At 66.5% G+C, this 25,008-nt stretch carries 23 protein-coding genes and 1 pseudogene; 11 read left to right on the forward strand and 13 right to left on the reverse strand.

Annotation, left to right across the window (positions count from 1 at the left end; genetic code table 11):
- Window positions 1–205 precede the first annotated feature (205 nt).
- A complete protein-coding gene (locus tag ABLE94_RS19780) occupies window positions 206–1,768 on the reverse strand; it encodes a flavin-containing monooxygenase (RefSeq protein ID WP_348805715.1) in 1,563 nt (520 codons plus the stop codon).
- Between the two features lie 130 nt (window positions 1,769–1,898).
- On the opposite strand from ABLE94_RS19780, the gene ABLE94_RS19785 reads away from it, so the two are divergent.
- The gene (locus ABLE94_RS19785; RefSeq protein ID WP_348805716.1) at window positions 1,899–3,104 is read left to right on the forward strand and encodes a PucR family transcriptional regulator; all 1,206 of its coding nucleotides are present in this window, start codon (window positions 1,899–1,901) and stop codon (window positions 3,102–3,104) included.
- A gap of 133 nt (window positions 3,105–3,237) precedes the next feature.
- On the opposite strand, the gene ABLE94_RS19790 is transcribed toward ABLE94_RS19785, so the two are convergent.
- On the reverse strand, window positions 3,238–4,425 hold the full coding sequence (locus ABLE94_RS19790) for a lipase family protein (RefSeq protein ID WP_348805773.1): 1,188 nt from the start codon (window positions 4,423–4,425) through the stop codon (window positions 3,238–3,240).
- 137 nt (window positions 4,426–4,562) lie between these two features.
- On the opposite strand from ABLE94_RS19790, the gene ABLE94_RS19795 reads away from it, so the two are divergent.
- On the forward strand, window positions 4,563–5,360 hold the full coding sequence (locus ABLE94_RS19795) for a M15 family metallopeptidase (RefSeq protein WP_348805717.1): 798 nt from the start codon (window positions 4,563–4,565) through the stop codon (window positions 5,358–5,360).
- Window positions 5,361–5,446: 86 nt separating this feature from the next.
- On the opposite strand, the gene ABLE94_RS19800 is transcribed toward ABLE94_RS19795, so the two are convergent.
- The 4 genes and pseudogenes from ABLE94_RS19800 to ABLE94_RS26475 form a co-directional block, all read right to left on the reverse strand.
- Window positions 5,447–5,722: a WhiB family transcriptional regulator gene (locus ABLE94_RS19800; RefSeq protein WP_348805718.1), complete on the reverse strand. Its 276-nt coding sequence runs from the start codon at window positions 5,720–5,722 to the stop codon at window positions 5,447–5,449.
- 33 nt (window positions 5,723–5,755) lie between these two features.
- Window positions 5,756–6,256, reverse strand: a complete 501-nt coding sequence (locus ABLE94_RS19805; RefSeq protein WP_348805719.1) for an HNH endonuclease — start codon at window positions 6,254–6,256, stop codon at window positions 5,756–5,758.
- Window positions 6,257–6,629: 373 nt separating this feature from the next.
- The gene (locus tag ABLE94_RS19810) at window positions 6,630–6,851 is read right to left on the reverse strand and encodes a GNAT family N-acetyltransferase (RefSeq protein ID WP_348805720.1); all 222 of its coding nucleotides are present in this window, start codon (window positions 6,849–6,851) and stop codon (window positions 6,630–6,632) included.
- 24 nt (window positions 6,852–6,875) lie between these two features.
- Window positions 6,876–7,119: pseudogene (locus tag ABLE94_RS26475) on the reverse strand (hypothetical protein); the annotation flags it as partial.
- A 61-nt stretch (window positions 7,120–7,180) separates the two neighbouring features.
- Between ABLE94_RS26475 and ABLE94_RS19820 the strand changes: the two are divergent.
- The 4 genes from ABLE94_RS19820 (at window position 7,181) to ABLE94_RS19835 (ending at window position 11,688) form a co-directional block, all read left to right on the forward strand.
- Window positions 7,181–8,005 (forward strand): class I SAM-dependent methyltransferase, encoded by an 825-nt coding sequence (locus ABLE94_RS19820; protein ID WP_348805722.1) that lies wholly within the window; start codon window positions 7,181–7,183, stop codon window positions 8,003–8,005.
- Window positions 8,006–8,134: 129 nt separating this feature from the next.
- Window positions 8,135–8,539: a hypothetical protein gene (locus ABLE94_RS19825; RefSeq protein ID WP_348805723.1), complete on the forward strand. Its 405-nt coding sequence runs from the start codon at window positions 8,135–8,137 to the stop codon at window positions 8,537–8,539.
- Between the two features lie 82 nt (window positions 8,540–8,621).
- Window positions 8,622–10,127, forward strand: a complete 1,506-nt coding sequence (locus ABLE94_RS19830) for a flavin-containing monooxygenase (protein ID WP_348805724.1) — start codon at window positions 8,622–8,624, stop codon at window positions 10,125–10,127.
- Between the two features lie 160 nt (window positions 10,128–10,287).
- The gene (locus tag ABLE94_RS19835) at window positions 10,288–11,688 is read left to right on the forward strand and encodes a cytochrome P450 (protein WP_348805774.1); all 1,401 of its coding nucleotides are present in this window, start codon (window positions 10,288–10,290) and stop codon (window positions 11,686–11,688) included.
- A gap of 26 nt (window positions 11,689–11,714) precedes the next feature.
- Here the strand turns inward: ABLE94_RS19835 and ABLE94_RS19840 are convergent, their stop codons facing one another.
- Genes ABLE94_RS19840 through ABLE94_RS19850 form a run of 3 tightly spaced genes read right to left on the reverse strand, consistent with a single transcriptional unit; the run spans window position 11,715 to window position 14,802 of the window.
- Window positions 11,715–12,413, reverse strand: a complete 699-nt coding sequence (locus ABLE94_RS19840) for a glycosyltransferase family 2 protein (protein ID WP_348805725.1) — start codon at window positions 12,411–12,413, stop codon at window positions 11,715–11,717.
- Window positions 12,410–13,765 (reverse strand): PIG-L family deacetylase, encoded by a 1,356-nt coding sequence (locus tag ABLE94_RS19845; RefSeq protein ID WP_348805727.1) that lies wholly within the window; start codon window positions 13,763–13,765, stop codon window positions 12,410–12,412. The genes ABLE94_RS19840 and ABLE94_RS19845 overlap by 4 nt, the downstream gene beginning before the upstream one ends.
- Window positions 13,762–14,802 carry an acyl-CoA dehydrogenase family protein gene (locus ABLE94_RS19850; RefSeq protein WP_348805728.1) on the reverse strand — a complete coding sequence of 347 codons (1,041 nt, stop codon included), beginning with the start codon at window positions 14,800–14,802 and terminating at the stop codon, window positions 13,762–13,764. Before ABLE94_RS19850 ends, ABLE94_RS19845 begins: the two co-directional genes overlap by 4 nt.
- Before the next feature lie 611 nt (window positions 14,803–15,413).
- Between ABLE94_RS19850 and ABLE94_RS19855 the strand changes: the two genes are divergently transcribed.
- Window positions 15,414–16,976: a class I adenylate-forming enzyme family protein gene (locus ABLE94_RS19855; protein ID WP_348805729.1), complete on the forward strand. Its 1,563-nt coding sequence runs from the start codon at window positions 15,414–15,416 to the stop codon at window positions 16,974–16,976.
- Between the two features lie 54 nt (window positions 16,977–17,030).
- On the opposite strand, the gene ABLE94_RS19860 is transcribed toward ABLE94_RS19855, so the two are convergent.
- The gene (locus ABLE94_RS19860; protein ID WP_348805730.1) at window positions 17,031–17,567 is read right to left on the reverse strand and encodes a hypothetical protein; all 537 of its coding nucleotides are present in this window, start codon (window positions 17,565–17,567) and stop codon (window positions 17,031–17,033) included.
- On the reverse strand, window positions 17,564–18,274 hold the full coding sequence (locus ABLE94_RS19865) for an NUDIX hydrolase (protein WP_348809613.1): 711 nt from the start codon (window positions 18,272–18,274) through the stop codon (window positions 17,564–17,566). The genes ABLE94_RS19860 and ABLE94_RS19865 overlap by 4 nt, the downstream gene beginning before the upstream one ends.
- A gap of 97 nt (window positions 18,275–18,371) precedes the next feature.
- On the opposite strand from ABLE94_RS19865, the gene ABLE94_RS19870 reads away from it, so the two are divergent.
- The 4 genes from ABLE94_RS19870 to ABLE94_RS19885 all read left to right on the forward strand — a co-directional run bounded on the left by ABLE94_RS19870 (window position 18,372) and on the right by ABLE94_RS19885 (window position 23,092).
- Window positions 18,372–19,643: a vWA domain-containing protein gene (locus tag ABLE94_RS19870; RefSeq protein WP_348809614.1), complete on the forward strand. Its 1,272-nt coding sequence runs from the start codon at window positions 18,372–18,374 to the stop codon at window positions 19,641–19,643.
- Between the two features lie 287 nt (window positions 19,644–19,930).
- Window positions 19,931–20,962 (forward strand): ADP-ribosylglycohydrolase family protein, encoded by a 1,032-nt coding sequence (locus ABLE94_RS19875; protein ID WP_348809615.1) that lies wholly within the window; start codon window positions 19,931–19,933, stop codon window positions 20,960–20,962.
- Between the two features lie 137 nt (window positions 20,963–21,099).
- The gene (locus ABLE94_RS19880) at window positions 21,100–22,092 is read left to right on the forward strand and encodes a ribonuclease HI (RefSeq protein WP_348809616.1); all 993 of its coding nucleotides are present in this window, start codon (window positions 21,100–21,102) and stop codon (window positions 22,090–22,092) included.
- 28 nt (window positions 22,093–22,120) lie between these two features.
- Window positions 22,121–23,092 (forward strand): SMP-30/gluconolactonase/LRE family protein, encoded by a 972-nt coding sequence (locus tag ABLE94_RS19885; protein ID WP_348805735.1) that lies wholly within the window; start codon window positions 22,121–22,123, stop codon window positions 23,090–23,092.
- On the opposite strand, the gene ABLE94_RS19890 is transcribed toward ABLE94_RS19885, so the two are convergent.
- Window positions 23,073–24,233, reverse strand: coding sequence for a hypothetical protein (locus ABLE94_RS19890; protein WP_348805736.1), 1,161 nt, complete (start codon window positions 24,231–24,233; stop codon window positions 23,073–23,075). The two genes, ABLE94_RS19885 and ABLE94_RS19890, sit on opposite strands and share 20 nt — an antisense overlap.
- The gene (locus ABLE94_RS19895; protein ID WP_348805737.1) at window positions 24,230–24,595 is read right to left on the reverse strand and encodes a hypothetical protein; all 366 of its coding nucleotides are present in this window, start codon (window positions 24,593–24,595) and stop codon (window positions 24,230–24,232) included. The genes ABLE94_RS19890 and ABLE94_RS19895 overlap by 4 nt, the downstream gene beginning before the upstream one ends.
- Window positions 24,596–25,008: the final 413 nt, after the last annotated feature.

Consider the following 25,008-nt stretch of genomic DNA (forward strand, 5'->3'; position numbering starts at 1 on the left):
GACTCGTCGGCATCCTGCACGGCTGCCTGGTCCGCGGAGTCCCCTACGACCCCGAAATCGCATGGAAAGACCAAACGCCCGAAGCCGCAGCTTGACAACTTAACGCCCTGGGATGTCTCGACCAACGAGCGAGTTGTCGGCCCAATCACCAAAACCGACGAGCCCTCCCCGACCACCGGCCGGGGAGGGCTCGTCTGGATACCACTCAGGCGCTGGCCGACTCCAGTGCGTCCGACGACGCGGCGGCGGCGACCGGCTTGGTCCGGGTGAAGTCCAGGTGCGGGTCTGCGACGTCCATCGCGAACGACTTGCGGTCCTTGTAGTAGCTCATCGACATCGACCACGGTTCTTCGACACCCTGCTTGGGCAGGTTGGCCAGCGACCGCTGCACGTATCCGGCGCCGAAGTCCAGCAGCGGTCGCGTGTCCATGTTCGGGTCGGCGACGGGCCGCACGGCCGGGTAACCGCGGGCGTCCATGTAGGCGAGCAACCGGCAGAAGTGCTCGCACAGCAGACCCACCTTGAGGGTCCACGACGAGTTCGTATACCCGATGGCCAGAGCGAAATTCGGGATTCCGCTGAGCATGAAACCGCGGTAGCAGATGGTCTTCGACATCTCGACGGGCTCACCGTCGACGCTCAGACCCACCCCGCCGAACAGCTGCAGGTTGAGTCCGGTGGCGGTGACGACGATGTCGGCCTCGAGCTCCTGCCCGCTCTCGAGCAGGATGCCCTTCTCGGTGAAGGTGGCGATGCGGTCGGTGACGACCGACGCCTTGCCCTCACGGATCGAGCGGAACAGGTCGCCGTCGGGCACCGCGCACAGGCGCTGATCCCACGGGTTGTAGGGCGGGTTGAAGTGCTTGTCGACGTCGAAGCCCTCCGGCAGCAACTTCTTGTTGATGGCCCGGATGACCTTGCGCGATGCCTTCGGGAACCGTTGGCAGGCCTCGTACAGCAGGCGCTGCTGCGCGATGTTCTTCGCCCGCGCCAGCGCGTAGCCGCGCTCGTCACCCAGCACCGCACGACCGATGTTGGCCACCGGGTCATGCTTGGGTAGCGGAACGATGTAGGTCGGCGTCCGCTGCAGCATCGTGATGTGACCGGCCTTGTCGGCCATCGCCGGCAGCAGGGTCACCGCGGTCGCGCCCGAACCGATCACCACGACCTTCTTGCCGGCGTAGTCGAGATCCTCCGGCCAGTGCTGCGGATGGATGACCTGACCGCCGGCACCGTGCCCATTCGGCCCGCTCGCTTCGCTCCCGGCGCCGGTGAACCGCTCCACGCCCTCGAACTGCGGGGTGAAACCCTCGTCGTAGTTGTAGTAGCCGGCACCGGAGAACAGCCAGTTCGCCTTCATCTGGATCCGCTCACCGGTGTCGGTGCGGTCGATCTCGACCGTCCACAGGCATTCCTGCGACGACCACGACGCCGAGATCACCTTGTGGTGGTAGCGGATCTTGTCGCCGAGGCCGTCCTCGTCGATGGCCTCGTGCAGGTAGTCGAGGATACGGTTCGCGTCGGCGATGGACTGCTTGTCGGTCCACGGCTTGAACGCGAAACCGAAGGTGTGCAGATCGGAGTCCGACCGGATGCCCGGGTACTTGAACAGGTCCCAGGTACCACCCGGGACGTCGCGGCCCTCGATGATCGCGAAGGTCTTGGTGGGCACCTCCTTGGTCAGGTAATGGGCGGCACCGATACCGGAGATGCCGGCACCGATGATCAGGACGTCGACGACATCGACACTGGGGGCTGTCTGGGGCACCTGTTGACTCCTCACACTGGCCAGGAATATGACACCCGGCGTTGTTACATTCCAGCATGCGACTGCAGCACAGATCACACCAGGGACATAGTGCCCATACTACTGGCCAACAGAAGGGCATAATGCACCAATGGACGTTGACTGGCCCCCGGTATCGCCCGCGGTTCGGGATCTGATTCGTCAGGCATCCCTGCTGATCACCGATCCGCCGGCGGATTGGGTCAGCCTCCTGCACGACGCGTCGCTGTCCGGCGTCCGGATGAAGGCGATCGCCGACGACCCGGTCCTCGCCGAGGGCACCCGACGCACCAACCTGGCCAACACGATGCGGTGGGCGCAACACAACGTCGACCACCCGGGCGACCGCGTCCCCGCCCAACTCACCCCGGAGATCATGACCGCCGCGCGGGATCTGGTCCGCCGCGGCCTCGACGAATCCTCCCTCGACGCCTTCCGCACCGCGCAGAGCGCCGCGTGGCGCATGTGGATGGACATCTGCTTCGGACTCACCGACGATCCCGCGGTACTGCGGGAACTGCTCGACGTCACCTCGCTGTCGATCTCCACGTTCATCGACGACACCGTCACCGCGATGAGCGAACAGATGCGTGCCGAGCGGGAGGAACTCGCCCGGGGCACCCACGCGCAGCGGCAGGAAGCGGTGTCGCTGGTGCTGGAAGGCGCGCCCATCCCGCGCACGCGGGCGGAGTCGCAACTCGGCTACCGCCTGTCGGGCCCACAGACCGCACTGATCTTGTGGAGCGTCACCCCCGGCGCCGCAACGCAACTCGAGGCGGCGGCGCAGGAACTGTCACGGGCGACTCCTACCGGCCGCTCACTGCCCATCGTCGCGGGCGCGTCGTCGTGGTGGATGTGGTTGCCCACCAACGGTATCGGCAGCCCCGACCTGTCGGGCTTCGTCGACATCCGGGTCTCGGTGGGACGTCCCGGAACCGACGTGGAAGGGTTCCGGTCGAGTCACTTTCAGGCGCTGAGCACCCAACGTCGCCACGCCCGGCTCGGCGCGAGCCGCCAGATCGTGCACTACGACGACATCCGGCTGGCCTCACTGTTGACCACCGACGAGGCGGCCGGCAACGAGTTCGTCGCCGACACCCTCGGCGCCCTGGCCACCGCCGACGACGAACTCGTCGATACCATCCGCACCTGGATTACCCTGCAGTGCAACACTTCTCGTACAGCCGAGGTCATGTACACCCACCGCAACACCATCATCCGGCGGTTGGCCCGCGCCGACGAACTGCTCCCCCGCCCGCTGGCCGACAACCTCGTCGACATCGCCGCGGCGTTGGAGATCACGCGATGGCGGGAGTGACGAATGGGCACGACCGACCCTGGACGCGGGCGCTTCTCGTCGGCGCGGCACGCCCATGGTCGCGCGGTCTTTGCAATGACAGCGCGAGTGAGCAGATGCCGCGCCAGCAAGAACCCACCGCATCCAACCCTGCTCAGCCGCAACCATTCACCGTTTGCCCGGCGAACCGCGCGGCGAGGAAGGTGACCGCATCCGCACTCCACGGCACGATCGCCTCGGTGTGGCTGCGCCCCGGATAGGTGCGGAAGGTGGTCGCAACTCCACGGCGGCAGTAGTCTGCGGCCAGGGCTGCCACGTCACCGGTGATCATGATTCCGTCACCGGTGTTGTCGGACTTGCCGATTCCGAGGAACATTGGTGACCGGGGTGTGCCCATCGATCCCATGACGTTCTGCCGGACCGCGGCCCGCATGCCGGGCACATTGATGAGGCCGCCGACGCCGGGCTTCAGTAGTGACTCGTCGGTGAGTCCTGGGTACTTCGACGCGAAGTCGATGATGCACTCGCCACGGACCTCGCCCAGCACCTGGACCCCCTTGGGGGAGAGGTAGTTCGACAGCCCGAGGTCGAAGGTCTCGTTGTAGACCGTCATCAACGCGGGGATGACTCCGGCCCACTTCTGGCTGCCGTCGACGTAGGCGAGGTTGTTCTCGGGATTCACCAGCACACCACCGGCGGCCGCGCCGACGATGTGCAGTTCCGGTGCGTACCGTGGTGCGATCTCGGCACCGAATCCTGTGGGTATCGATCCGCCGGAGTACCCGTAGAGTCCGACCGGAGTAGTGGTGGGCGCCTTCAGATATCGCAGCGCGGCGCGCACCCCGTCGAGTGCGGCGTGACCGGATTCCAGGCCCATCGTCCAGCGCAGGTTCTCCCCCTCGTAGTCGGGTACCGCCACCGTGTAGCCGGCGGTGACGAGACCGCTGATCATCACCGCGTCGAGGGATGCGTTGGAGGTGTCGCCGCCGCGCAACGAGTACGACGGGTCACACTGCGCGCCCAGCGCATCGTAGAAGGCATGGTAGGAGATGAGCCGTCGCGGTGCGCCGGCGGCGACGCCGGGCGGAGAGATCACCGTGGTGACCGTCGCCGCGGGGTCACCGAACTGGTCGGTGGTGCGGTAGAGCAGTTGCGTGGCCGTCGCGGGCAGCCCCTGTCCGCGAAGGCCGAGTTGCACGTCCCGCGACCGCAGGACCGTGCCGGGTGCGGCACCCGGCAACCCGGCGCCGGCAATGTAGAACGGGTCGGAGGTGGGCAGCTCCGGTGGTGCGGCCGACGCGGGCGGCGCGGTGAGAACGGCCGTCGCGACCGCCCACACCATCACAACGACGAGGACACACCGACGTACCGCCGGACCGGGTGAACACATGCAAGTGATCATCACCCACCGAGCCGCCGTCGGCAGCGGAAGCGTCGAGGATCGCGTCCACCTCGGCGGCACGTGCTACAAACACACAGGTGAACCGATACCGACGGGTCATCCGGGGGCTGCCCACCCTCACCGGGGCGCTCGTCGTCGCACTGACCGTGGCTTGTTCGGCGCAGGCCGGCAACGGCCCGGCCGCCGCAGACCCCACGCGGTCGCCGACGCGGACCACCGCCCCGGCGTCGGTTGCCGCGACACACGCCGCCACGCCGGTGCCCCTGCCGCCGATCTCCGAGGCCGCCCGCGCGGTCGGTTTCGTCGACGTGCGGACCGTGGTCCCCGATGCCGTCATCGACCTCCGCTATGCCACCACGAACAACTTCGTCGGCGTGCGGCTCTATCCGGCGAACGCCCGGTGTCTGATCCACGAGTCACTCGCCGCCGGTCTCCGCGCGGCCGCCGCGCGGCTGCGCACCTCAGGCGAGACGCTGGTCTTCTGGGACTGCTACCGCCCCCATTCGGTGCAGGTGACCATGTTCCAGGAGGTGCCGAACCCGGCATGGGTGGCCGCGCCCGGACCGTATTCACGCAGTCACGAATCCGGCCGGTCGGTGGACGTCACCCTCGCGACACGACGCTCGGACTGCCCGGCGGATCGCCGCGTCGACGGCCACTGCCTCGTCGACATGGGCACCGATTTCGATTCCTTCACGCCAGCCGCGACGGCATTCGCGACCGAGGGCGTGTCGCCGGCGGCGCAGCGGTCGCGAGCACGGTTACGCGACGCCATGGCCGCGGGTGGACTGTCGGTGTACAGCGGCGAGTGGTGGCATTTCGACGGTCCCGGTGCCGGCGTGCACCGCCCGATCATCGACGTGCCGCTGACCTGAGAAGTCCTCAGATCAGACGCGGATCGACGAGTCGACGGGCGTGGCGATCGGTGGTCGCCACGCCCGTCCTTGCTCACCGGTGTCGTTCACCGCTGTCGGCCGTTCTCCAACCGCACCCCACCCCACACACCGCTCATGCGGTGGGCACGGCCGTGCGCCTCGCAGTCGGGACGGATGGGGCAGCCGGCGCAGACCTGCGCGGCATGGGTGAAATCGTCGGTGGGGAACGGAAACCAGTCCTCCGGGTCCTCCCATGCCGCCGCGCACCGGGCACGACGCCAGTCGGGGTCGCCGGGGTGGTGCGCGCCGAGCAGGTCGGTCGGGGGCAGGACGGTCGGAGGCCGCTGATCCATCGTGGTCATCGGCGGCCTCCTTCCGTGAGCCGCTCCCTGCGGCTACTCGATCGCGTATCCGAGAGCGAAGAGCTCCCAGACCTCCTTCTGGTCCTGCGCCCACGGGTCGTGGACGAAGGGTGCGTGGCGCAAGGACATCGCGGCTTCCCGCGGGGTGCGGTCGGCCTTGAATCCGTTGCAGGACTTGCACGCCGCCACCTGGTTGCCGAAAGTCGATCGGCCACCCCGTGATTGGGGAACGATGTGGTCGACGGTGTCGGCCGGCCCCTCGCAGTAGGCGCAGATCCACTGGTCGCGACGCAGGATGGTGGCGCCGGATGCGTAGGAATCCATCGACTTGCCCGCAAACGGACGGTAGGCGTCACGTTTGATCGCAACGACCTTGTGGATCGGCTGGCTGATGCTCGGTGAATGCACCACCCGAACCAGCGGTGTGCCCTCGACGTTGCGGGCGACACCGGTGGTGAGCAGCACCGCCGCGCGACGCCAGGTGACGCGGGCGAGTATCTGCAGGCTCGCGTTGGTGACGAAGATGGTCGTCATGGCCACTCCTCTTCGGTGGGGCGGATTCGTGTCCTACGAACCCGCCATGCACCACCGTCGGGAGGTCAGCCTTCGAGCAGGCCTACTCCGGTGGCACAGTGGATGAACAGACTGTGAATGGGTGCTGGGTCGTGCTGCTGATCGAACGTGCGATACGTCGATAGCTCACGCCGACAACCGAATCCGCGATCAGCGCGTCGCCGTGATTCGTTGGCGGTCATTCGTGCCACCTCCTTCCAGTGATGCTCGCATTGTGCTGCGCTCAGTCATTGGTGAGATTGTTCCCACCAAACGCGCCCAGGGTACCGCCGCTGCGGGGTGCCGTCCACGCATTTACCGTCGGCCTCGGCGGGTCGGTGCCGACGATGACGCCTCACGTGTAGGGCGAGCCGGGCGAGGTGGTGTCGAGGATCAGGCCCATCACGATGGCATCCCACAGTTCGCCGCTGCGTCGCCGGTAGTGCCGATACAGGCGGCCTTCGGCTACGCAGCCGAACTTCTCGTACAACGCGATGGCCACGCGCCCGCCGACGGTCGCGATGAACTCATCGGCGTCATCGGGCACGGCCGGGCGGATCACCCAGTGGTGCGGCATTGCTCCGGTCGCCCGCACCGCGGATCACCGATCCCCGCCCAGAATCTCGCGGATGTCACTCGCGGTGAGGGCAGCGCCGAACATGTCGCCGTCGTCGACCACTGCGGAGAACAGCGCACGCTTCTTGGTCTGCAGTTCGACAACCCGTTCCTCGATGGTTCCCGCCGACACCAGGCGATAGACGGTGACACCTGTGCTGCCCGATGCGGTGCATACGGTCCACGGCCTGCGCCTCGGCGGCCGTATTCCACCACGGGCCGCGGACGAAGCGATCAGATCAGGCCCCCATACCCTGGCTAATTAGGTAACCCTAAATTAGGCTGGGCGGCGTGGCACCCCCCGACCTCGGCGACATCCAGGAAACCCTTCTCATCCCGCTGTACGGGCGGGCCAAGGACGCCCGTCGATCCGGTGGCGGCATCCTCGGTGACCGAAAAGCGATCGAACTCGTCGACGCCATCGACTACGACTTCGCCAAGTTTCGCGGCCCGTCGCTCGCCGGGGCGGTCCTACGTGCCGACATCTTCGACGGCTACATTCGCGATTTCCTCGCCGAACACCCCGAGGGCACCGTCGTCGATCTCGGATGCGGACTGTCGACCCGGTTCGACCGCCTCGACAACGGGCGGGTGCGCTGGTTCGATCTCGACGTCGACGACACGATGTCGTTGCGCCGCCGGTTCTTCGATGATTCCGACCGCTACACGATGGTCGCGGCATCGCTGTTCGACGACGCCTGGCACGCCATCGTCACCGAACGTGGCGGACCGATCATGCTGGTCACCGAGGCGGTACTGCTGTACTTCGACGAGTCCGAAGTCGTCGACGAACTGCGCTCCCTGGCAACAGCTTTCCCAGGTTCGCCGATCGCTTTCGATACCGGCGGCTCGCTGATGATGAAGAGCCAGGATCGCAATCCGGTGTTCAAAGCCGTTCCGGCGCGGATGAAATGGATCTGCGACGATCCCAGGACCCTGGAGCCCTACGGTCTACGGCTCGTCGAATCGAGAACGCTCGCCCAGCCACAACCGACCGTGGCCCGCACCTGGCCGGCGATCTACCGCTACGGCATGCGGGCCATCGGGTGGACACCGATGGTCACCGGATATCGCATCAATCTGTTCACCGCCGACGCCGGTTCGGCGTCGGCGTAGGTCCGGCGGCGTCGGCGCAGGTCCGGGTTCGCTCCGAAAGACTCTCGGCGTCAGCGATTCTGTGCCATCGTAGAAGGCAGGGTCGGACAACCATCTGATTCCGGGCACCACCCCCGGTGAGGAGTCATCATGTACCGCACCAGTATTCGCGCGTTCGTCGCCATCATCATCTCCACCGCCGCCGTCGCCATCGGCCTGTCGGTCGCATCGCCTGCCGCAGCGGCATTGCCGATGCCGAGCGGGTACTACGCCGGCAACGTCACGAGCTTTCCGCCCGGTAATACGGTCTGGTACGGCAAACGCTTCACCGGTGGTGCCGTCATCAACAACACCGCGATCGGGTGGGCGTTCCCCGGGCGCGCATACCCCGGCCGTTCGGTACTGAACAATGCACCGGTGATCGTCGTGGACTACAGCGGGACGTCGATCGGCTTCGTCCGGGATGAACTGACACCCGACGGGCGGGGCGGGTACTGGGGCGACACCATCAACGGTCGGGCAGTGTTGCTGAGGTTCCATCTCGCCCGCGGATGAGCTGATTTCGGCGAACGCCTGCGTACACCGTGTCCGCGTGTCAACCATACGAGGGAGCCACACGCGAAGGAGACGGGTCAGTATGAGCGACGCTGCCGAGGACAACCCCACCGAAATCCGCACAGACGTCGTCATCATCGGCGCGGGCCTTTCCGGGATCGATATCGCCTACCGACTACGGGAGCGCAACCCCGAGGTCACCTACGCCATCCTCGAACGCCGCGAGCGGATCGGCGGTACGTGGGACCTGTTCCGCTATCCAGGGGTGCGTTCCGACAGCGACATCTTCTCTCTCAGTTACCCGTTCGAACCGTGGCGGCGTCCCGAGGCACTCGCCGACGGCGAGCACATCCGCAGCTACATCGCCCACACCGCGCACACTCATGGCATCGATGACCACATCCGGTTCGGTCGCCGCGTCACCTCCGCGGACTGGGATTCGGCCACCGACACCTGGACGCTGACGGTCACCTCCGATGCCGGCGACGAGAAGCATCGATGCGGGTTTCTCGCGTTTGCGACCGGTTACTACGACTACGACCACCCCTACACTCCGACCTTCGCCGGGATCGGCGACTTCACCGGCCGGGTGGTTCATCCGCAACATTGGCCGGAGGATCTCGACTACTCCGGGAAACCGATCGTGGTCATCGGCAGCGGCGCGACTGCGGTCAGCCTGATCCCCGCGCTGGCCCGAACCGCGTCACACGTGACGATGTTGCAGCGATCGCCGTCCTACATCTACTCCTCACCGCAGAAGCAGTACTTTGCCCCGTTGGTCCGCAAACTCCTGCCGGAGAACGCCGCGCACCGCGTCGTGCGGTCGCGCTACGCGTTGCAGACCGCCGCGCTGGTGCACGCCACTCACCGGTTCCCGAACTTCGGCCGGAAGATGATCCGCGCGGGGGTCGTCAAGGAACTTCCCGAGGGCTATCCCGTCGACGTGCATTTCAACCCCGATTACGACCCGTGGGATCAGCGGATGTGCATGGTGCCCGACGGTGACCTGTTCGCGGCCATCTCCGACGGTTCGGTGGACATGGTCACCGACACGATCGATCACTTCGAGCGCACCGGCATCGCTCTGACCTCGGGTCGCCATCTCGACGCCGACATCGTCGTCACCGCGACAGGCCTGACGTTGCAGGCCTTCGGCGGGGTCGTCATTCGTGTCGACGGTGACGAGATCAAGCCTCATGACCGGTTCCTGTTCAAGAGCCATCTACTCGAGGATGTCCCGAACATCGCCTGGTCACTGGGCTACACCAATGCGTCGTGGACGTTGCGGTCGGACCTGACGGCACAGTCGATCGCCCAGTTGGTGGAGTACATGCGAGACCGCGGCTACACCCACGCGTACCCGCATCTGGGCAGCCAGTCGATGCCCAGCAAGTCGGTGTGGGACCTCGAGGCCAACTACGTCCGGCGCAGCCCCGAGGCGCATCCGAAGTCGGGTACCCGCGGTCGGTGGCAGGTGCGGCACAACTACTACCGCGACCTGCTCGAGCACCGTTTCGACAAGGTCAACGACGGCCTCGTCTTCGGGCGTGTTCCCCGGGTCGTGGACAGTGGCATCGCCGGGCGTTAGTCGACACCGAACCCCGGAAAACACGGGCGTGACGTCGGCCACACCGCGCGGTACACTCAGCCTCATTGACACACTTAATGCAGTTTGTGTCTAAGCTCCGGCGGAGTTCCCGCCGACCGAGCCAACCGAGGAGCCGGAGGATTTGACGATGTCGACGGTGATGGCCAAACGATTCCAGCACGCCTTCAACAAGGCCACCTCCTACTACCCCGATCCGGCCAAGCCGCTCGCCGAGCCACCGGCCGACTCCGGCCTCAAGCCGGTGATGGGTGACGCAGGCATCCCGTTCCTCGGCCACACCGTCGACATGCTCGCCGACCCGCTCGCCAGCGCGATGGAGCGCTTCGAGAAGTACGGCCCGGTGTCGTGGTCGGGCTCGCTGCAGGACAACATCGTCACCCTGGTCGGACCCGAGGCCGTGGAATGTGCATGGATGAACCGGGAGAAGGCGTTCTCCAGTGAGCAGGGCTGGGAACCGATGATCGGCCCGTTCTTCCGTCGCGGCATCATGCTCATGGATTTCGGCGAGCACATGCATCATCGCCGTATTCTCCAGCAAGCCTTCGCCAAGCCGCGATTGCTGGGCTACCTCGATCTGATGACCCCGCACATCGAGAAGACGCTCGCCAATTGGGATGTGGGTCAAGGATTTCCGATGTACACACAAACCAAGGAGCTGCTGCTCTCGCTGGCGTCGGAGGTGTTCGTCGGATCGACCCTCGAGGGGGCCGAGAACCGGCGCCTCGAAGTCGCCTTCGAGGCCGCCGTACGCGGCGGGCAGGCGATCATCCGGGCAGACGTCGGCAACTTCACCTGGGCCCGCGGCCTCCGCGGTCGTGAGACCCTGCAGGAGTACTTCCGGTCCGAGATCGGCTCGCGCCGAAGCGATCCCGGCGACGATCTGTTCAGCGTGCTGTGCCACAGCGAGGACGACGAGGGCAATACCTTCACCGATGAGGACGTCGTCAACCACATGATCTTCGTCATGATGGCCGCACACGACACCTCGACCATCGCCCTGTCGATGATGGCGCACTATCTGGGGCGCAATCCTCAATGGCAGCAACGACTTCGGGATGAGTCGCTGGCGTTGGGCAAGGCAACCCTCGACTACGACGACCAGGACAAGCTGCCCAGCCTCGACCTCGCGTTCAAGGAGACCCTGCGCATCAATGCGCCCGTCGGCATGCTCTTCCGCAAGACCATCACCGACACCGACATCCTCGGCCACTTCGTCCCCGCCGGTACCGTCATCGCGATCCACCCGTGGGCGACGATGCTTCGCGAGGAATGGTGGCCCAATCCAACCGTCTGGGATCCGGAACGCTTCGCCGCCGAACGCCGGGAAGACAAGGTGCACCGCTTCGCGTGGTCACCCTTCGGCGGCGGCGCCCACAAGTGCATCGGCCTCTACTTCGGCGGCATGGAAGTGAAGTCGATCATGCATCAGTTGCTGCTCAACTTCGAATGGTCGGTCCCCGCCGATTACCGACTCAGTCTCGAATACGGAACGGGCCCAACCCCTGCCGACGGCCTGCCGATCGACATGCGACGACGGTAGGACTGCGTCGACGATAAGCCGACCCGTCACCGCGAAGCGCTGTGCACCCATTCGGCAAAACCGTTGGGCGCGCGCGAATATCGACGCGCGGAGGTGCTGACGATACCGCGGGCGGTGGCCACCGTGATCGCACCGAGCACGCCGGCCGCCGCAACCAGTGCCCGGTCCTCGCCGGTGGCCAGTGGTTCGAAACCTCCGATCGCGCGGTAGATGTCGCCGCGAATGCCCAGGTTGGCACCGTAGATCTGGGAGTGCCCGGACTCTACCGGATGGGCGAGATGCCAGCGAGTTCGCTGATGCGGTGTCAGGGGAGCTTCGTCGGGCGTGACCAGTCCCGCGACAAGATCTGCACCGGCCGAAGCGAGTTCGGCATGCGCGATCAGCCAGTCATGCGGGACCGCAGAATCGGCGTCGGTATTCGCGATCCAGTGATTGGCGAGTTCGCTGTCTCCGACGCTGCCCAGCGCCGCGGTGACGCCGAGATGGCGTGCCCCTCCGACAGTCCCGGCGTCGCATTCCACCAGCCGGGCACCATGTCGATGAGCGATCGCGGCAGTCCCGTCGTCGCATCGATCGAGCACCACGGTGACACTGACGGCCATCGGAGCACGCTTGGATACGAGTTCGTCCCGACACCTCGCGATCATGCTCAGACAGCGATCGATGAGACCTTCCTCGTTTCGGGCAGGCACCACAACATGGATGTGCGTCAGTTGGGTGTTCATGGCATCGACGACGGGGAGGAGCGGTGCCGCCAGAGACCGAGGAGATAGTCGGGGTCATGGGCTGCGTCGACGATCTCCAGATGGGAGGTGCTGTCGATGGCGGCGTGTACGGCGGCACCGTCGAGGGGCCACCCACGGATCGGGTGGCTCCAATGACAGGCGACGAGATATCCTCCAGGACTGAGGATTTGCTGAATGACAGACAACGTCCGCGCGAGCTGTGACGCACTCAGGTAGTAGCCCACTTCGGACAGGACCACGAGATCGTAGGGGCCCGTCGGGAGATGATCGGGTGCCCATCCCTCCGAGACGGTGACGTTTCGGTGCTCGGAAGTACGTCGACGGGCTGCCTCGACGGCGGCCGGCGCAGGATCGATGGCATCGACATAATCGCACATGTCGGCCAGGTCTCCCGCCAACGCTCCCACCGAACAGCCGATTTCGAGGACGCGGTGGGGTCGTGGCAGGTCGTCGAGCAAGGCCAGGGTGGCACGGCGTTTGGCGACTTCGTAACCGGAGGACACCCGCCATGGATCCCGGTGCCGACGATGCAACTCGTCGAAGGCCGAGACATCGGTGGGCGTCGGATCGAGGATGACGACCTCGAAGTCGCGGTCGAAATGATCGAGTACGTGAGCGGGAAGGATCGGAGTATCGCCCGGCTCGTCGGAGAGCCGCCGAACTTGGGAGACATGGCAGGAGATACCCGATTGCTTTGCTGAGTGTTCTGCCGCCGACAGTCGATGTATCGCCACTCCGGTACGGGGCAGTTGTTCGGGTGTTCCCCAGTGCCAGAACCAGATCGGGTACTCGCCGAGCACGCACCCGGCACGCGCCGCTGCGGCGGCGGCCGCCATGCCTGCCGCCACGTGATCGGGATGACCGTCGTGTCGCCACGGTGCCACGATGAGGGTGCTGCCGCCCATGCACATGACGGCGTCGACGATCGCCGCGGTGAGGTCTGCCCGATACGCGTCAACGCGTCCGTCAGGAAAGCCGAGTGCGGTCAGATCGATCGTTGCGCCCGTGTCACTTTCAAGGGCTGCCAGAGCACTGCGCATCTCGTTCTGTCGACGCAGGCCCAGAGCCGCCGGACTGATCGTGTTCGAACTGGGATGCGACGCCTCACCCCAGGTGGCCAGGATGACGGTGACGGTGGCTCCTGAGCTCAGGGCACGGTGGATGAGACCACCGCAACCAAGGACTTCGTCGTCGGGATGCGCGGCCACCACGACCATATTCCGGTATTTCTCGATATCGAGGACCAGCTGCGACGACGAGGCAAAGTGGTTGCGCCAGTGAACTTCCAGCGTCCCGGGGTCCGCTGGATCAAAGTCCTCGGCGGTCGTCATATCACCAGGCCCCGTCCGTCGGCGACCGCCTGCCCCAGCGCCGCGGCATCACGGTCGGCATGCTCCTGCTGCAGGTAGACGCTCAGATCTGCGACCAGCGCCGCGTAGCGGGCGTCATGTACCGCAGGCCCGGGCCCCATCGCATGAGCGGCCCGTGTCATGACCTCCTCGGCGACACCGCGCATCCCACGGCGAACATGCCAGGCCAGTACCGCACCGTCGGTGTCGTCGGCTTCGACACGGGCCGCCGCGTCGTTCAAGACGCAGCGGCCCCGATGCAGTGCCTCGTCGACAGCGCCCAGATGCATCCTGCCTATCTGATCCAGATCGTCACGGTCACTGCGTCTTCGGAGGACTCTACCGATGCCGACCGCGCCGCCGAACCACACCGCCGCGACCCGAATCCCCCCGGTCGCAAATCCGGCTCGTGTGAGGTACCAGCCATCCCCGCCCACCGGTATCGCCGCGGCTGACTCACAATGGATACTCGGCGATGCCACCGCGGTGAGGCCTCGCGCCACCCATGCTTCGGTGCCGACGGCGATTCGCGGATCGGTCAGGTCGATCGCAAACAGCCGCCTCGTGTCGGGCGAGGTCCAGGCCGTGACCAACGCGCGGTCGAGACGGTCCGCCAGAGAGCACCACGGCTTGATGCCGGAGAGCTCCCATCGATTGCCGGAATGATTCGCGTACAAGCGTTCTGGTCCTTCGGCAGCGTAGACACCCCAGCGCAGGCCATCGGCATCGAGGGCCACCGGGGAGTGGGCCTCGTCGAGGATCGTGAGCGCGTCAAGGTGTGGTTCGAGTACTCGGGCGACGGTGAGATCGATTGCCGCCACGGTGGCGAGCAGCGACCAGCGGGAGACCTCATTCGCGTGTGCTCGTGTTGCGCGGCCCAGCTCACACAGATGCTCGAGGATGGTGTTCACGGGCACCGGAACGTCGTCGACCAACGCCCTGAGGCAGTCGAGGCTCTCGCCGTCCGGCGGATCACCGGCAAGCACCACCGGCTCAAGACGCTCAGGCTGGACGGTCATGCCGCACCGTGGATCGACGATCGGACCGTGGTTCGACGTCGGAGGGTGCCGACCGTTGATGTTTCGTGGACCTCAAGAAAGTCACCTACCGCCGATGTCGGTTCAGCTGTGGCGCTCCCCGAGGCTGGAGGAACACTTCTGTGGCAGTCGCCACCTGATCATGATAGCCCGGCTACCACCGTCGGCGTGGTGAGGGCAATCGTGCGAGGCGAGACGAGACCGCACAGGGATGCGGTGCAACGAGTGTCGTCGATCTTCTGCCGCTGCCCGAGCTGATGGGCCGCTTCGGTGACCTCGCGTATGACGTTGTCGAGATGAACCCGTCCGACCGGAACAGCTGGGATCGCCACGCGGCAGCGCAAAGGCTGCCCATCCGCCGCTGCCTCGACGGCAATCCGGACGCTGTTCGCGGTGCATGCGGGAGCACCTCGGCTGGGGTGTGTTCACGCTGCTGCGACGCTGATCTGACGGTCAGTGGGTGGGGGGTGCCGCCTGGTGCACCCCCGCGCACGCCGTCACACCATTGCCTGTTGCCCCTGGTCCTGATTAGGTATGGAAATAGGACGTATCAGGCGTCGTCAGCTGGGAGAGGCTCGCGCATGACCGGTTCGATGAGTACGGCCCCGACGATTCCTGCCGTATTCGATGACGTCGTCGAGCGCACTCCAGACGCGCCGTTTCTGGTGACCAACGAACGCACCTGGACATACCGCGAGGTCGCCGACGCCGCCGACAGCCTCGCACGAAGCCTCAACACCATCGGGGTGAGCCGTGGTGATCGCATCGCGATCGCAGCGCCCAACGGTCCGGAATGGATCCTGACCCTGATTGCCGCCACCCGACTCAGTGCGACGGTGGTGGCCCTCAACGTTCTGTACCGGGAACGCGAGCTCGACTTCATGCTCAACGAGTCCGGAGCATCGGTGCTGATCTGCTCCGACAGAACCCGAGACTTCGACTTCGCGAGGTTCCTCGAGCGTTTCCGCAATCGACTCCCCGGGGTCAAGCATTTCGTGTTTCTCGGCGACGGCGGATTCTCGACCAGCCGCACCTGGAATCACCTGATCACGGCCGCACCGAAGACCAAACAGCAGTGGGCCCCCGTGCATCCGATGACACCCGCGTTTCTGCTCTACACCTCCGGTACCACCGGAGCCCCCAAGGGCGCCATGCTCACGCACGCAAGCATTCTCGCCTCAGCTCGTGCGCAGGCGCAGCACCTGGGTCACACCGCCGACGATGCCTTCCTCGCTCACATGCCGATGAACCATGTCGGGGGTCTGACCTGCACGGTGGTCGCCGCCCTGACCATCGGCGCGCGGCTGATCCTGGTGCCGGAGTTCCATCCCCAGCATTCCCTGGAGGCGATGCTGACCCATCGCGCCACGGTCTGTCTTGGCGTGCCGACCATGTATCAGCTGATGATGGCGCACCCGAAGTTCGCCGACTCGGACCGGTCGGCAGTAGGGACCTGCGTGGTCGGTGGCGCGAATCTCGAACCGGCGCTGGGTGCCCGAGTGGCCGAAGCGTTCCCGACGGCACGACTGGCCAATCTGTACGGCCTGTCGGAGACCTCGGGCGGCGCCGTGATCTCGGGGACCGGCGACGACCTCGACACGCTGATCACGACGCTCGGTGTCCCCGTCGGGGACACCGAGGTGCGGGTCATCGATGGCGACGGCCACGACGTTGCGCCCGGCGACGACGGCGAACTCCTGATCAGCGGCAGCATCACCGCCGCTGGATACTGGCAGCGGCCCGATGCCACCGCAGCAACCTTCGGCGACGACGGGTGGGTACGTACCGGTGACATCGTCGCGCAGCGCGACGACGGCCACCTCGTGTTGCGTGGCCGTCGCAAGGAGATGTACGTCCGCGGCGGGTACAGCGTGTACCCCGCCGAGATCGAGAACCTCCTCACCTCCCATCTGCATGTCACGGCAGCGGCAGTCATCGGGATACCCGATTACAGCTTCGGTGAGGCGGGACTGGCATACGTCTCCGTCGACGAACCCGTCGACGTCGAGGAACTGTACGAGTTGTGCCGTACAAAACTCGCACCCTATAAGCAGCCCGAGGAGATCACCATCCTCGACAGGCTACCGACGACGCCGACCGGCAAGATCAACAAGTCCGAGCTCCGACGCCGGCATGCGGTGCCCGTGCGGCTGTAGCCGGTTGTCCCGGTTGTCGGGGCGTCGTCCACCGTTCACCGTCCACCACGACCATCACGGCGTGTAGGGCGTCGACCATCCCACGGGTGCGGTGATCTCCTGGTTGCTGACGCTGATCGTGCCGTCGGTGTACACGGTCATGACGCAACTCGCGGAGTCCGTCGGCGCGTAGCTCGAATTCTTCGGTAGCGGTTGGGGAATGGTGACCGTGGTCGACATCTCCCAGACCGTGTCGACGTCGGAGTCCCGACGACCGTCGCTGCTGATCGCGATCTGGAGGTCCTCGCTGATGATGGTCTTCCGGACATCCCCACCACTGAAGCGCACCGCGGCCGCCCGGTCGGCGGCGGCACCGGCGTCGATCCCGTTGTTCTGCTGATACTCCGCGGCGACCTCGTGCCGGAGCGCCGCCTCACACGCGGTGACGGACTCGGACTTCTTGGCGCCGGAGTCTCGGTGTGCAACCGCCCAGCAGACCGCTGCGATCACCACGACGACCAGCACCCCGATCGCGGCGACCACGATGCGCCGACGCCGGGGGTGCGGGTGCGGGGAGTCTGAGAGCCGGGAGTCTGAGTGCCGGTTGCTCATCCGTCGTCCCTGCTGGGCAGCTTCCATCCGAAGGTCGCGGTCGGTGGTCCGTCCTTGGCGTACAGGCGTGCCGGGCGGCCCCCGGCCGCCCGGGTGACCGGCGACCCGGTCGCGTCGGTCTGCGGTGCCAGGAGAGGCTGCACCCGTCGGTTGAATGAATCCCGCATCAGCTGCCTGCCGAGGATGGCCTCGTGGAGTTCGCGCAGTTCACTGAGGGTGTAGGGCTGCGGCAGCAGGTTGTCCGGATCCGGGCGGTCCTCGTAGCGTTCCCGAAGACTGTCGGTGGCGGCTGCAATGATCTGCGTGTGGTCGTAGAGCAACGCTTCTCCTGAGGCGAGCGCCCCGGTGGGAGTCACCGGCATCAGCTCACCGACCACATCCGTCAGCTGCGCGGCAGGCAGTGCGACGGCGTGCGCGATCGAGATCGTCCACCCCCGAGGATCTCGATCAGGGTCATCGAACACCCGCAGCAGGTGCGGGTGGATGTGATCGGGCGAGAGCCCCAGTTTGAGTTGGAGTACCTCGCCGACGGTATCGGCGACGGTGCGTCGTTCGCGGATGAATCGCCCCGGCAGCATCGCGGTGCCGTGGCCGTCGCGTTGCACGACCACGCACAGGGCCGCATCGACCACGCTGAGCACAGCGATGTCGACGGCGACACTGGGTCGCGGATAGTCGGTCAATCGACTGGTTCGCGCAGCAGCCACGCCAACACCCTATGCGAGAATCTGCGCAAAGTAGTAATCTCAGAAATGCGCAAAGTCGCCTCGGTCGGACGCCGGGGCGGAGAGAAGGAGTCAGACCATGAAGTTCTCCGCCGCCCTCGATGTCGATGTCGTCGCCCACGAGACCGCCGACGAGGTGACCGTCATGCTCGAACTGCAGGCCCCCGCAGCGCCGGCCGCCGATGCGCCGCGCCCACCGACCGCACTGCAGATCGTGCTCGACCGCAGCGGCTCGATGTCCGGACCGCCGCTGGAAGGCGCCCAGAAGGCGCTGACAAGTGTTGTCGCACAGCTCGATCCGAAGGATGTGTTCGGCGTCGTGGCGTTCGACGACGCCGCGATGGTCGTGGTCCCCGCGGCACCCCTGGCCGACAAGCAGCGCGCCGTCGACGCGATCGGCGCCGTCACCCCGGGCGGTTGCACCGACCTGTCGTCGGGATACCTGCGCGGCTTGCAGGATCTGCGTCGCGCCGCCGGTGTGGCCGGGATCTCCGGCGGGACGGTCCTCGTCATCAGTGACGGCCACATCAATCGGGGTATCCGCGATCACGACGAGTTCGCGAGCGTCGCCGCCAAGGCCGCCGCCGAGGGCATCGTGACCTCCACGCTCGGTTACGGACGCGGCTACGACGAGTCGCTGCTCGAGGTGATCACCCGAGCCGGCAACGGCAATCACACCTTCGCCGATGACCCCGACGCCGCGGGCGCCGCCATCGGTGCGGAAGTGCAAGGGCTGCTGTCGAAGTCGGCCCAGGCCGTCACACTCACCGTGCGCTACGTCGAGCAGGTCAACGAACTGTCGCTGTACAACGACCTGCCCGCACACCAGACCGCCGACGGAGAGGTGATGATCGAGCTCGGCGACCTCTACGCCGAGGAAGGTCGGAAGTTGTTGCTGCGCATGGGCGTCACCGGACTCGCGGCGTTGGGTCTCGCCCAGATCGCGACCCTCGAACTGCGGTGGGTGGAGACGGCGACCCTCACCGAACACACGGTGACCCTGCCGATCTCGGTGAACGTGGTCCCCGGCGACGAGCTCGGCGACCGCATCCCCGACCCCACCGTGCAGTCGGAGAAGCTGTATCAGGAAGGGCAACAGGCGAAGCTGGAGGCGTCGCGCGCCTACGAGTCCGGCGACACCGCAGCCGGACTCGAGTACCTCGCCCGGTCGCGGGCGAGTTTCCTCGACGCAATGGACGTGGCCGGCGCGCCCCCGGTCGTCGGTGCCGCCGACGAGATCGCCTTCCTGGATCAGTTGGAGGCCGAAGTATCCACTCTGGGAGCCGGTTACGCCTCCAAGCGTTCCCGCGACTCCTACCAGCAGAGCAACCGCAAGCGGGGGCGTGGGTAGGCCGCACCGTCCTGTTGCCGACCCGCCTCCCCAACCCCCGCTGGTCGGCCCGCCTCCCCAACCCCCGCTGGTCGGCCCGCCTCCCCAGCCCCCGCTGGTCGGCCCGCCTCCCTTCCGCCAGTCGAGTAGCCTGCCGCTGGTCGAGTAGCCGACGAGCTTGCGAGTCGGCGTATCGAGACCACCATCTCGCCGGTCGAGCGGTGCGAGCCCCCAGGGCGAGCACCGAGTCGAGATCCGGTGACACGACGACGAAACCCCACCACAGCACACACCGCGAGAGGACCCACATGCCCTCACTCACCGACATTCAACTCGACCGCGCCCACGGCACCCTCCTGGGCACCGCTGTCGGCGACGCCCTCGGCGTCCCGTACGAGTTCGGCCGACGCCTCGGCCCCACCGACATCCCGGAGATGATCGGCGGCGGACTCGGCTCCTATCAGCCGGGCGAATGGAGCGACGACACCTCCATGGCCGTCGCCATCGCGACCGCCGCCGCCGAGGGTCACGACCTCACCTCCGACGCCGGACTCGACGCGGTCGCACGCCAGTTCCTGCGATGGCTCAACGACTTTCCGGGCGATTGCCCACCGGACATCGGCAACCAGACCTACGCCGTGCTGTCGGCGACGCGACGCAGGCTGCACGGCGATCCCGACGCGCCGGTCGGCGCGATCATGCGGGAGGAGTCACTGATCCACGCCGCCGAGCATCCACGTTCGGCCGGCAACGGCGCCCTCATGCGCACCGCACCCGTCGCACTCGCCCACCTCGACGACCGCACCACCCTCGCCGAGGCCGCCCGCGCCGTCGCCGGGTTGACCCACAGCGACGCACTGGCCGGTGACTCGTGCGTCATCTGGTGCGAGGCCATTCGTGTCGCCATCCGCGAGGGGCGCGTCAACATCCCCGCCGGACTCGACCTCCTGCCCTCGCAACGTCGCGAACAGTGGTCGATGTGGCTCGACGAGGCCGCCACCGGCGATCCGGCAGGGTTCGCCCCCAACGGCTTCACGGTCAGAGCGCTGCAGGCCGCGGCAGCGGCGGTCCTGCAGACACCCCACACGTCAGCGGATGCGCATCAGACTCTTGTCGAATCCCTGTATACCGCAATATGTATCGGCGACGACACCGACACCGTCGCGGCCATCGCAGGCGGATTGTTGGGAGCCCGGTGGGGTGCGAGTGCGGTGTCGGGGACCCACCGCGACGCCGTGCACGGTTGGCCGTTCGTCGACGGCGACGCGACCACCTACACCGATCTGGCAACACTGACCGACAAGGCCCTGTCAGCGACAGCACAAGAGGTGCGGTCCTGACGGCGTCCGCACGGAGTCAAGCGACGTCGGCCATCGGAACGTTCGCAGCCGCACGTAACCCAAAAATGTCGGACCCCCATGGAATGATCACACGCGGGAATGATCGAACGCAGCACCCGACGAGAGGACAACGAATCATGGAGAGCGCGAACGCACATCCCGCACCGATTCCACTGCCCACGCGTCGTCCCCGTCTCGACATCGGCTGCCTGCGCCCGGCGGAGGCACAACCGATGACCTCGGTGGCGCTCGCCGTTCAACGGGTTGCCGACGCCCGGTATGTCTACTGCGCCGCCGGCACCGACGTGGAGTGGCTCGGCCGGGTGTCCGCGCCGAGCACCCACGTCGCGATCCTCGATGCCCTCGTCGACATCCGGCGTCGGACGGTCGGGCAACCACGGTTGCGGTTCGCCGTCCAGCTGTCGGCCGGAAGCCTGCTGTGGCGCAGCAAGATCGAGATCGAGACGCTGCTTCCCGGGGTGCTTCTCGAGTTCGCAGCCCCCGCCGACGCCGCCCTGTTCCACAAGGCCCACACGCGGATCAACGCCGAAGTGGCGCCGGTGCCGCCGAGCGTCCAGGATTTCGAGCCGGTCACGGTCGCCACCGACGGATCGGTCCGAGGGTCCATCACCGGCTGGGGCTGGCTCGCCACCGACGGCATGTACGGTCTGCGCGGGTTTTCGCACTGCCGCAAGGTGATCGGGTCGAACCCGGTTCTCGTCGCAGAGCTCCGTGCGATCGACGACGCCGTGCGGGCCATCCGTCACGCACCGTTGACCATCCTCACCGACAGCCGACTGGCCGTGGCCATGGTGCGCAAATGGGCTGCGGGCATCACGGTTCTCCCCGACGGCTACATCACTGACCGTGGTAACGGTCCGGCCGGCCTCGTCCAGGCGCAGCGGCGCATCCAGACGCACCGCGACCGCATCGACATCGTGTGGCAGCCGGGCCATCGCGGTCACCTGCTGAACGAGGGTGCCGACGCCCTCGCGCGTCTCGCGTCGCGGCGACTGACGCCGGGCAACGACCTGACGAACGACGAGTACCACCGACGCGCACAAGGGTTGGCCGACGGGTTTGCCGACGCCTTCCGCGCTGAGCACGTCGGCGAATCGCGTGCCTCGTAAACCGCCACTTCGACCACAGCGCCGGGTGGTGCCGGCCGCACCTCCGCTACCGGAACCCTCGCGCCCTTTCCCGGCGGCGCACTTCATTCCCCTGCCGGGCCGGTTTCCCGAGGACGTCGTCGTCGGCCACGACGGAATGCTGTACTGCGGTGTGGACGGTGGCAGCATCGTCCAGATCGATCCGGATGGCCACACGACGCGCATCGTCGCCGACACGGGCGGCCGCCCCCTCGGACTCGAGCCGGCTCCCGACGGTCTCATCGTCTGCGACGCCTACCGGGGCCTACTGTCGGTCGACGTCGCTACGGGCGCGGTGACGACGCTCGTGTCCGAGATCGACGGTGTGCCACTGAACTTCTGCTCCAATGCCGCGCTCGCCCCCGACGGCGCGATCTGGTTCACCGAATCGTCCACACGGTTCGGTTTCGACCACTACCTCGGGGCGTTCCTCGAGCACCGCCCGTCCGGGCGGCTGCTCCGCCACGACGTCGACGGCACCACGTCGGTCATCCTGACCGACCTCGACTTCCCCAACGGCCTCGCGCTCACCCCGTCCCGCGACGCGCTGATCCTCGTCGAAACCGCCGGATACCGACTCAGCCGCGTCAACCTGAGCGACGCGCGTCGCACCATCCTCGCCGAGAACCTCCCCGGCTATCCCGACAACCTGTCACAATTCCGCGACTGGCACGCCTGGGTCGCCCTCACCAACCCGCGCAGCGCATCCCTGGACCGCTCCGGGCGACTGCCCGGCTGGATCCGCCGGATCGCATGGCGCCTACCCGACCGGCTGATGCCCGGTCCCGACGACATCGTGTGGCTTCGTTCGATCACCGCCGACGGTGAAGTCATCGACGACATCCACACTCACCGCGACGACTACGAAATGGCGACCGGCGCCGTCGAATACCGCGGATTCCTGTATGTGGCCGGGCTGCGCCGCACCGCGCTCCTGCGACTCGATCTGTCCGCTTTGGCGATCACAACCCGGCGTCCGTAAGTCGCTTCATCAGACTCACCTTGCGGGAGTGCGTATTTCGCAAGACCGCGACCCGCTCGACGAACTCGTCGTCGTCACCACCGCGGTGGTACACCTCCTGCAGGTCGGTCAGCAGGGCGACCGCGCAGTCGTAGTCGGCGGCCTTGGTGGCCTGCATGTGCGCCTCGACTCGCGACCAGCTCCGCACGCGGTCCTCGGACAACTCGGCCAGCCGCCGCTCATGGGCGGCGAGCCGCTCGCGCTCGATCCGGGCCTTCTCCCGCGCACGTTTGCGCGCCGCCGACCGTTCCCGCGTGGTGGCGAGCTGGTCGGCACGCCGCAGGAGCTCGGCGACGAGGGGCCCGGCGGGCGCGTCGACCCGCGGCAACGATTCGCGATACCGCCCCATCAACTCGAGATGCACCTGACGCTGCCCGTCACGCAGCACCCGGACCAGCAGCGCGTCCTTCTCCGTCGCGGCAAGACCTCGAACAAAGCTCTCGTACTCGTCGGTGGTGTCCTCGATGTCGGCGGAAGACTCAGCGGCGGCTCGGAGCAGATCGTCATCGACACGCAGGTAACGGGCCAGTGCACGTTGCGGCGACGTGAGGGCCCGCAGTCCGGGCGGAACAGGTGGCGTCGGCGTCGATTCGTCCTCGTCGTCGATCAGGACGCCGTTCTCTCGCACCCACCGAAACGGGCGACTCTGCGCCGCAAGCCAGCCCAGATACAGCGCCCGGAGATCACCGGCGGCGAGTTCCCCGCGGATTCCGACCATCGACGACAGCATCGCGGGTGCGTCGAGATCGTAGTCGTCGCCCTCGTCGTTGCTCGTCAGATCGATGATGACGTGCTCGTCGGTCGACCAGATATCGACCTCACCGTCGACGATGTAGCTTTCGTACGCATCAAAATCCGCCAGCGCGATCGGGATCCGAACCATCAGCCGGTGGGTACCCCAACTGGTGACGTGCAGGTGCGCGTCGTACCACAGTCCCATCAATTGCCCTGGGCTGCCCCGAAAGTCGCCGTAGTCGTACTCGTTGACGAAGCTGGTGGCGGTGATGTCCGCACGTGACGACAGCCCACGCATCTGCGCTTGCTCCTCGTCGCCGAGCGGCCGATCGATCGCGACGAACTCGTAGTACTGGTACTCACTCATCGCGGACCCACAGATTCGTCGCGAACCGCCCGGAACGTGCTGCGCATGCCCTGGTGGAAGGTGATGCGGCCGGCGATCACCGTGGGTTCGACGAACGTGACCCACCCGGCGCCGCTCGCTTCGTCGTTGTCGTCGAATCCGACCCACGTGAAGTCGACCCGCGACGGGTCACGGTCACCGGGCGGCTCCCAGTCGATTCCGCCTTCGACCGCGATGAATCCCAGCAAACCCAGGCCATGGTCGTCGAAGATGATGAACGCCGGCCCCATCAGGTCGATGGTGTCCTGGTCCCACTCGCTCATCTCGGTGATGCGCCAGGAACCCACGAGGTCGGAACGCACAAAGGGAAGGTGATCGGTCATGGTGGCCACTGTACGAGGAAGCACCGACAGAACCGGTGGCGCACGGATCGGCCTCGACGACGTGGGCCGAACACAACCGACTCGGCTGCAGTCATACGACTGCAGCCGAGTCGGAGACGAATGCACACCCGGGAACACGTGCCGCCCAACACGGGAGCGCAGGATGCGGCGCTGGACTCCCCCGACGACGAGCTCAGCTGTCCATCACAAGGACTGACAGCCGTAGGAATCCAACGACATCATCTGCGTCGAGTGATGCAGGAATCCGTTGAGAACGTTCGTGTACCTCGTACCCCGACCGCACGGAAGGGAAGACAAACCCTCGCCGCGCGACTTACCGTGGCAATCAACGGATTCGACAGATCGGGATGGACTCGCCCGTGGCGGGGTCTTCGAAACTCCTACGCACCACC

This window comes from Gordonia sp. VNK1, from assembly GCF_040049135.1.
Lineage (GTDB): Bacteria > Actinomycetota > Actinomycetes > Mycobacteriales > Mycobacteriaceae > Gordonia > Gordonia oleivorans.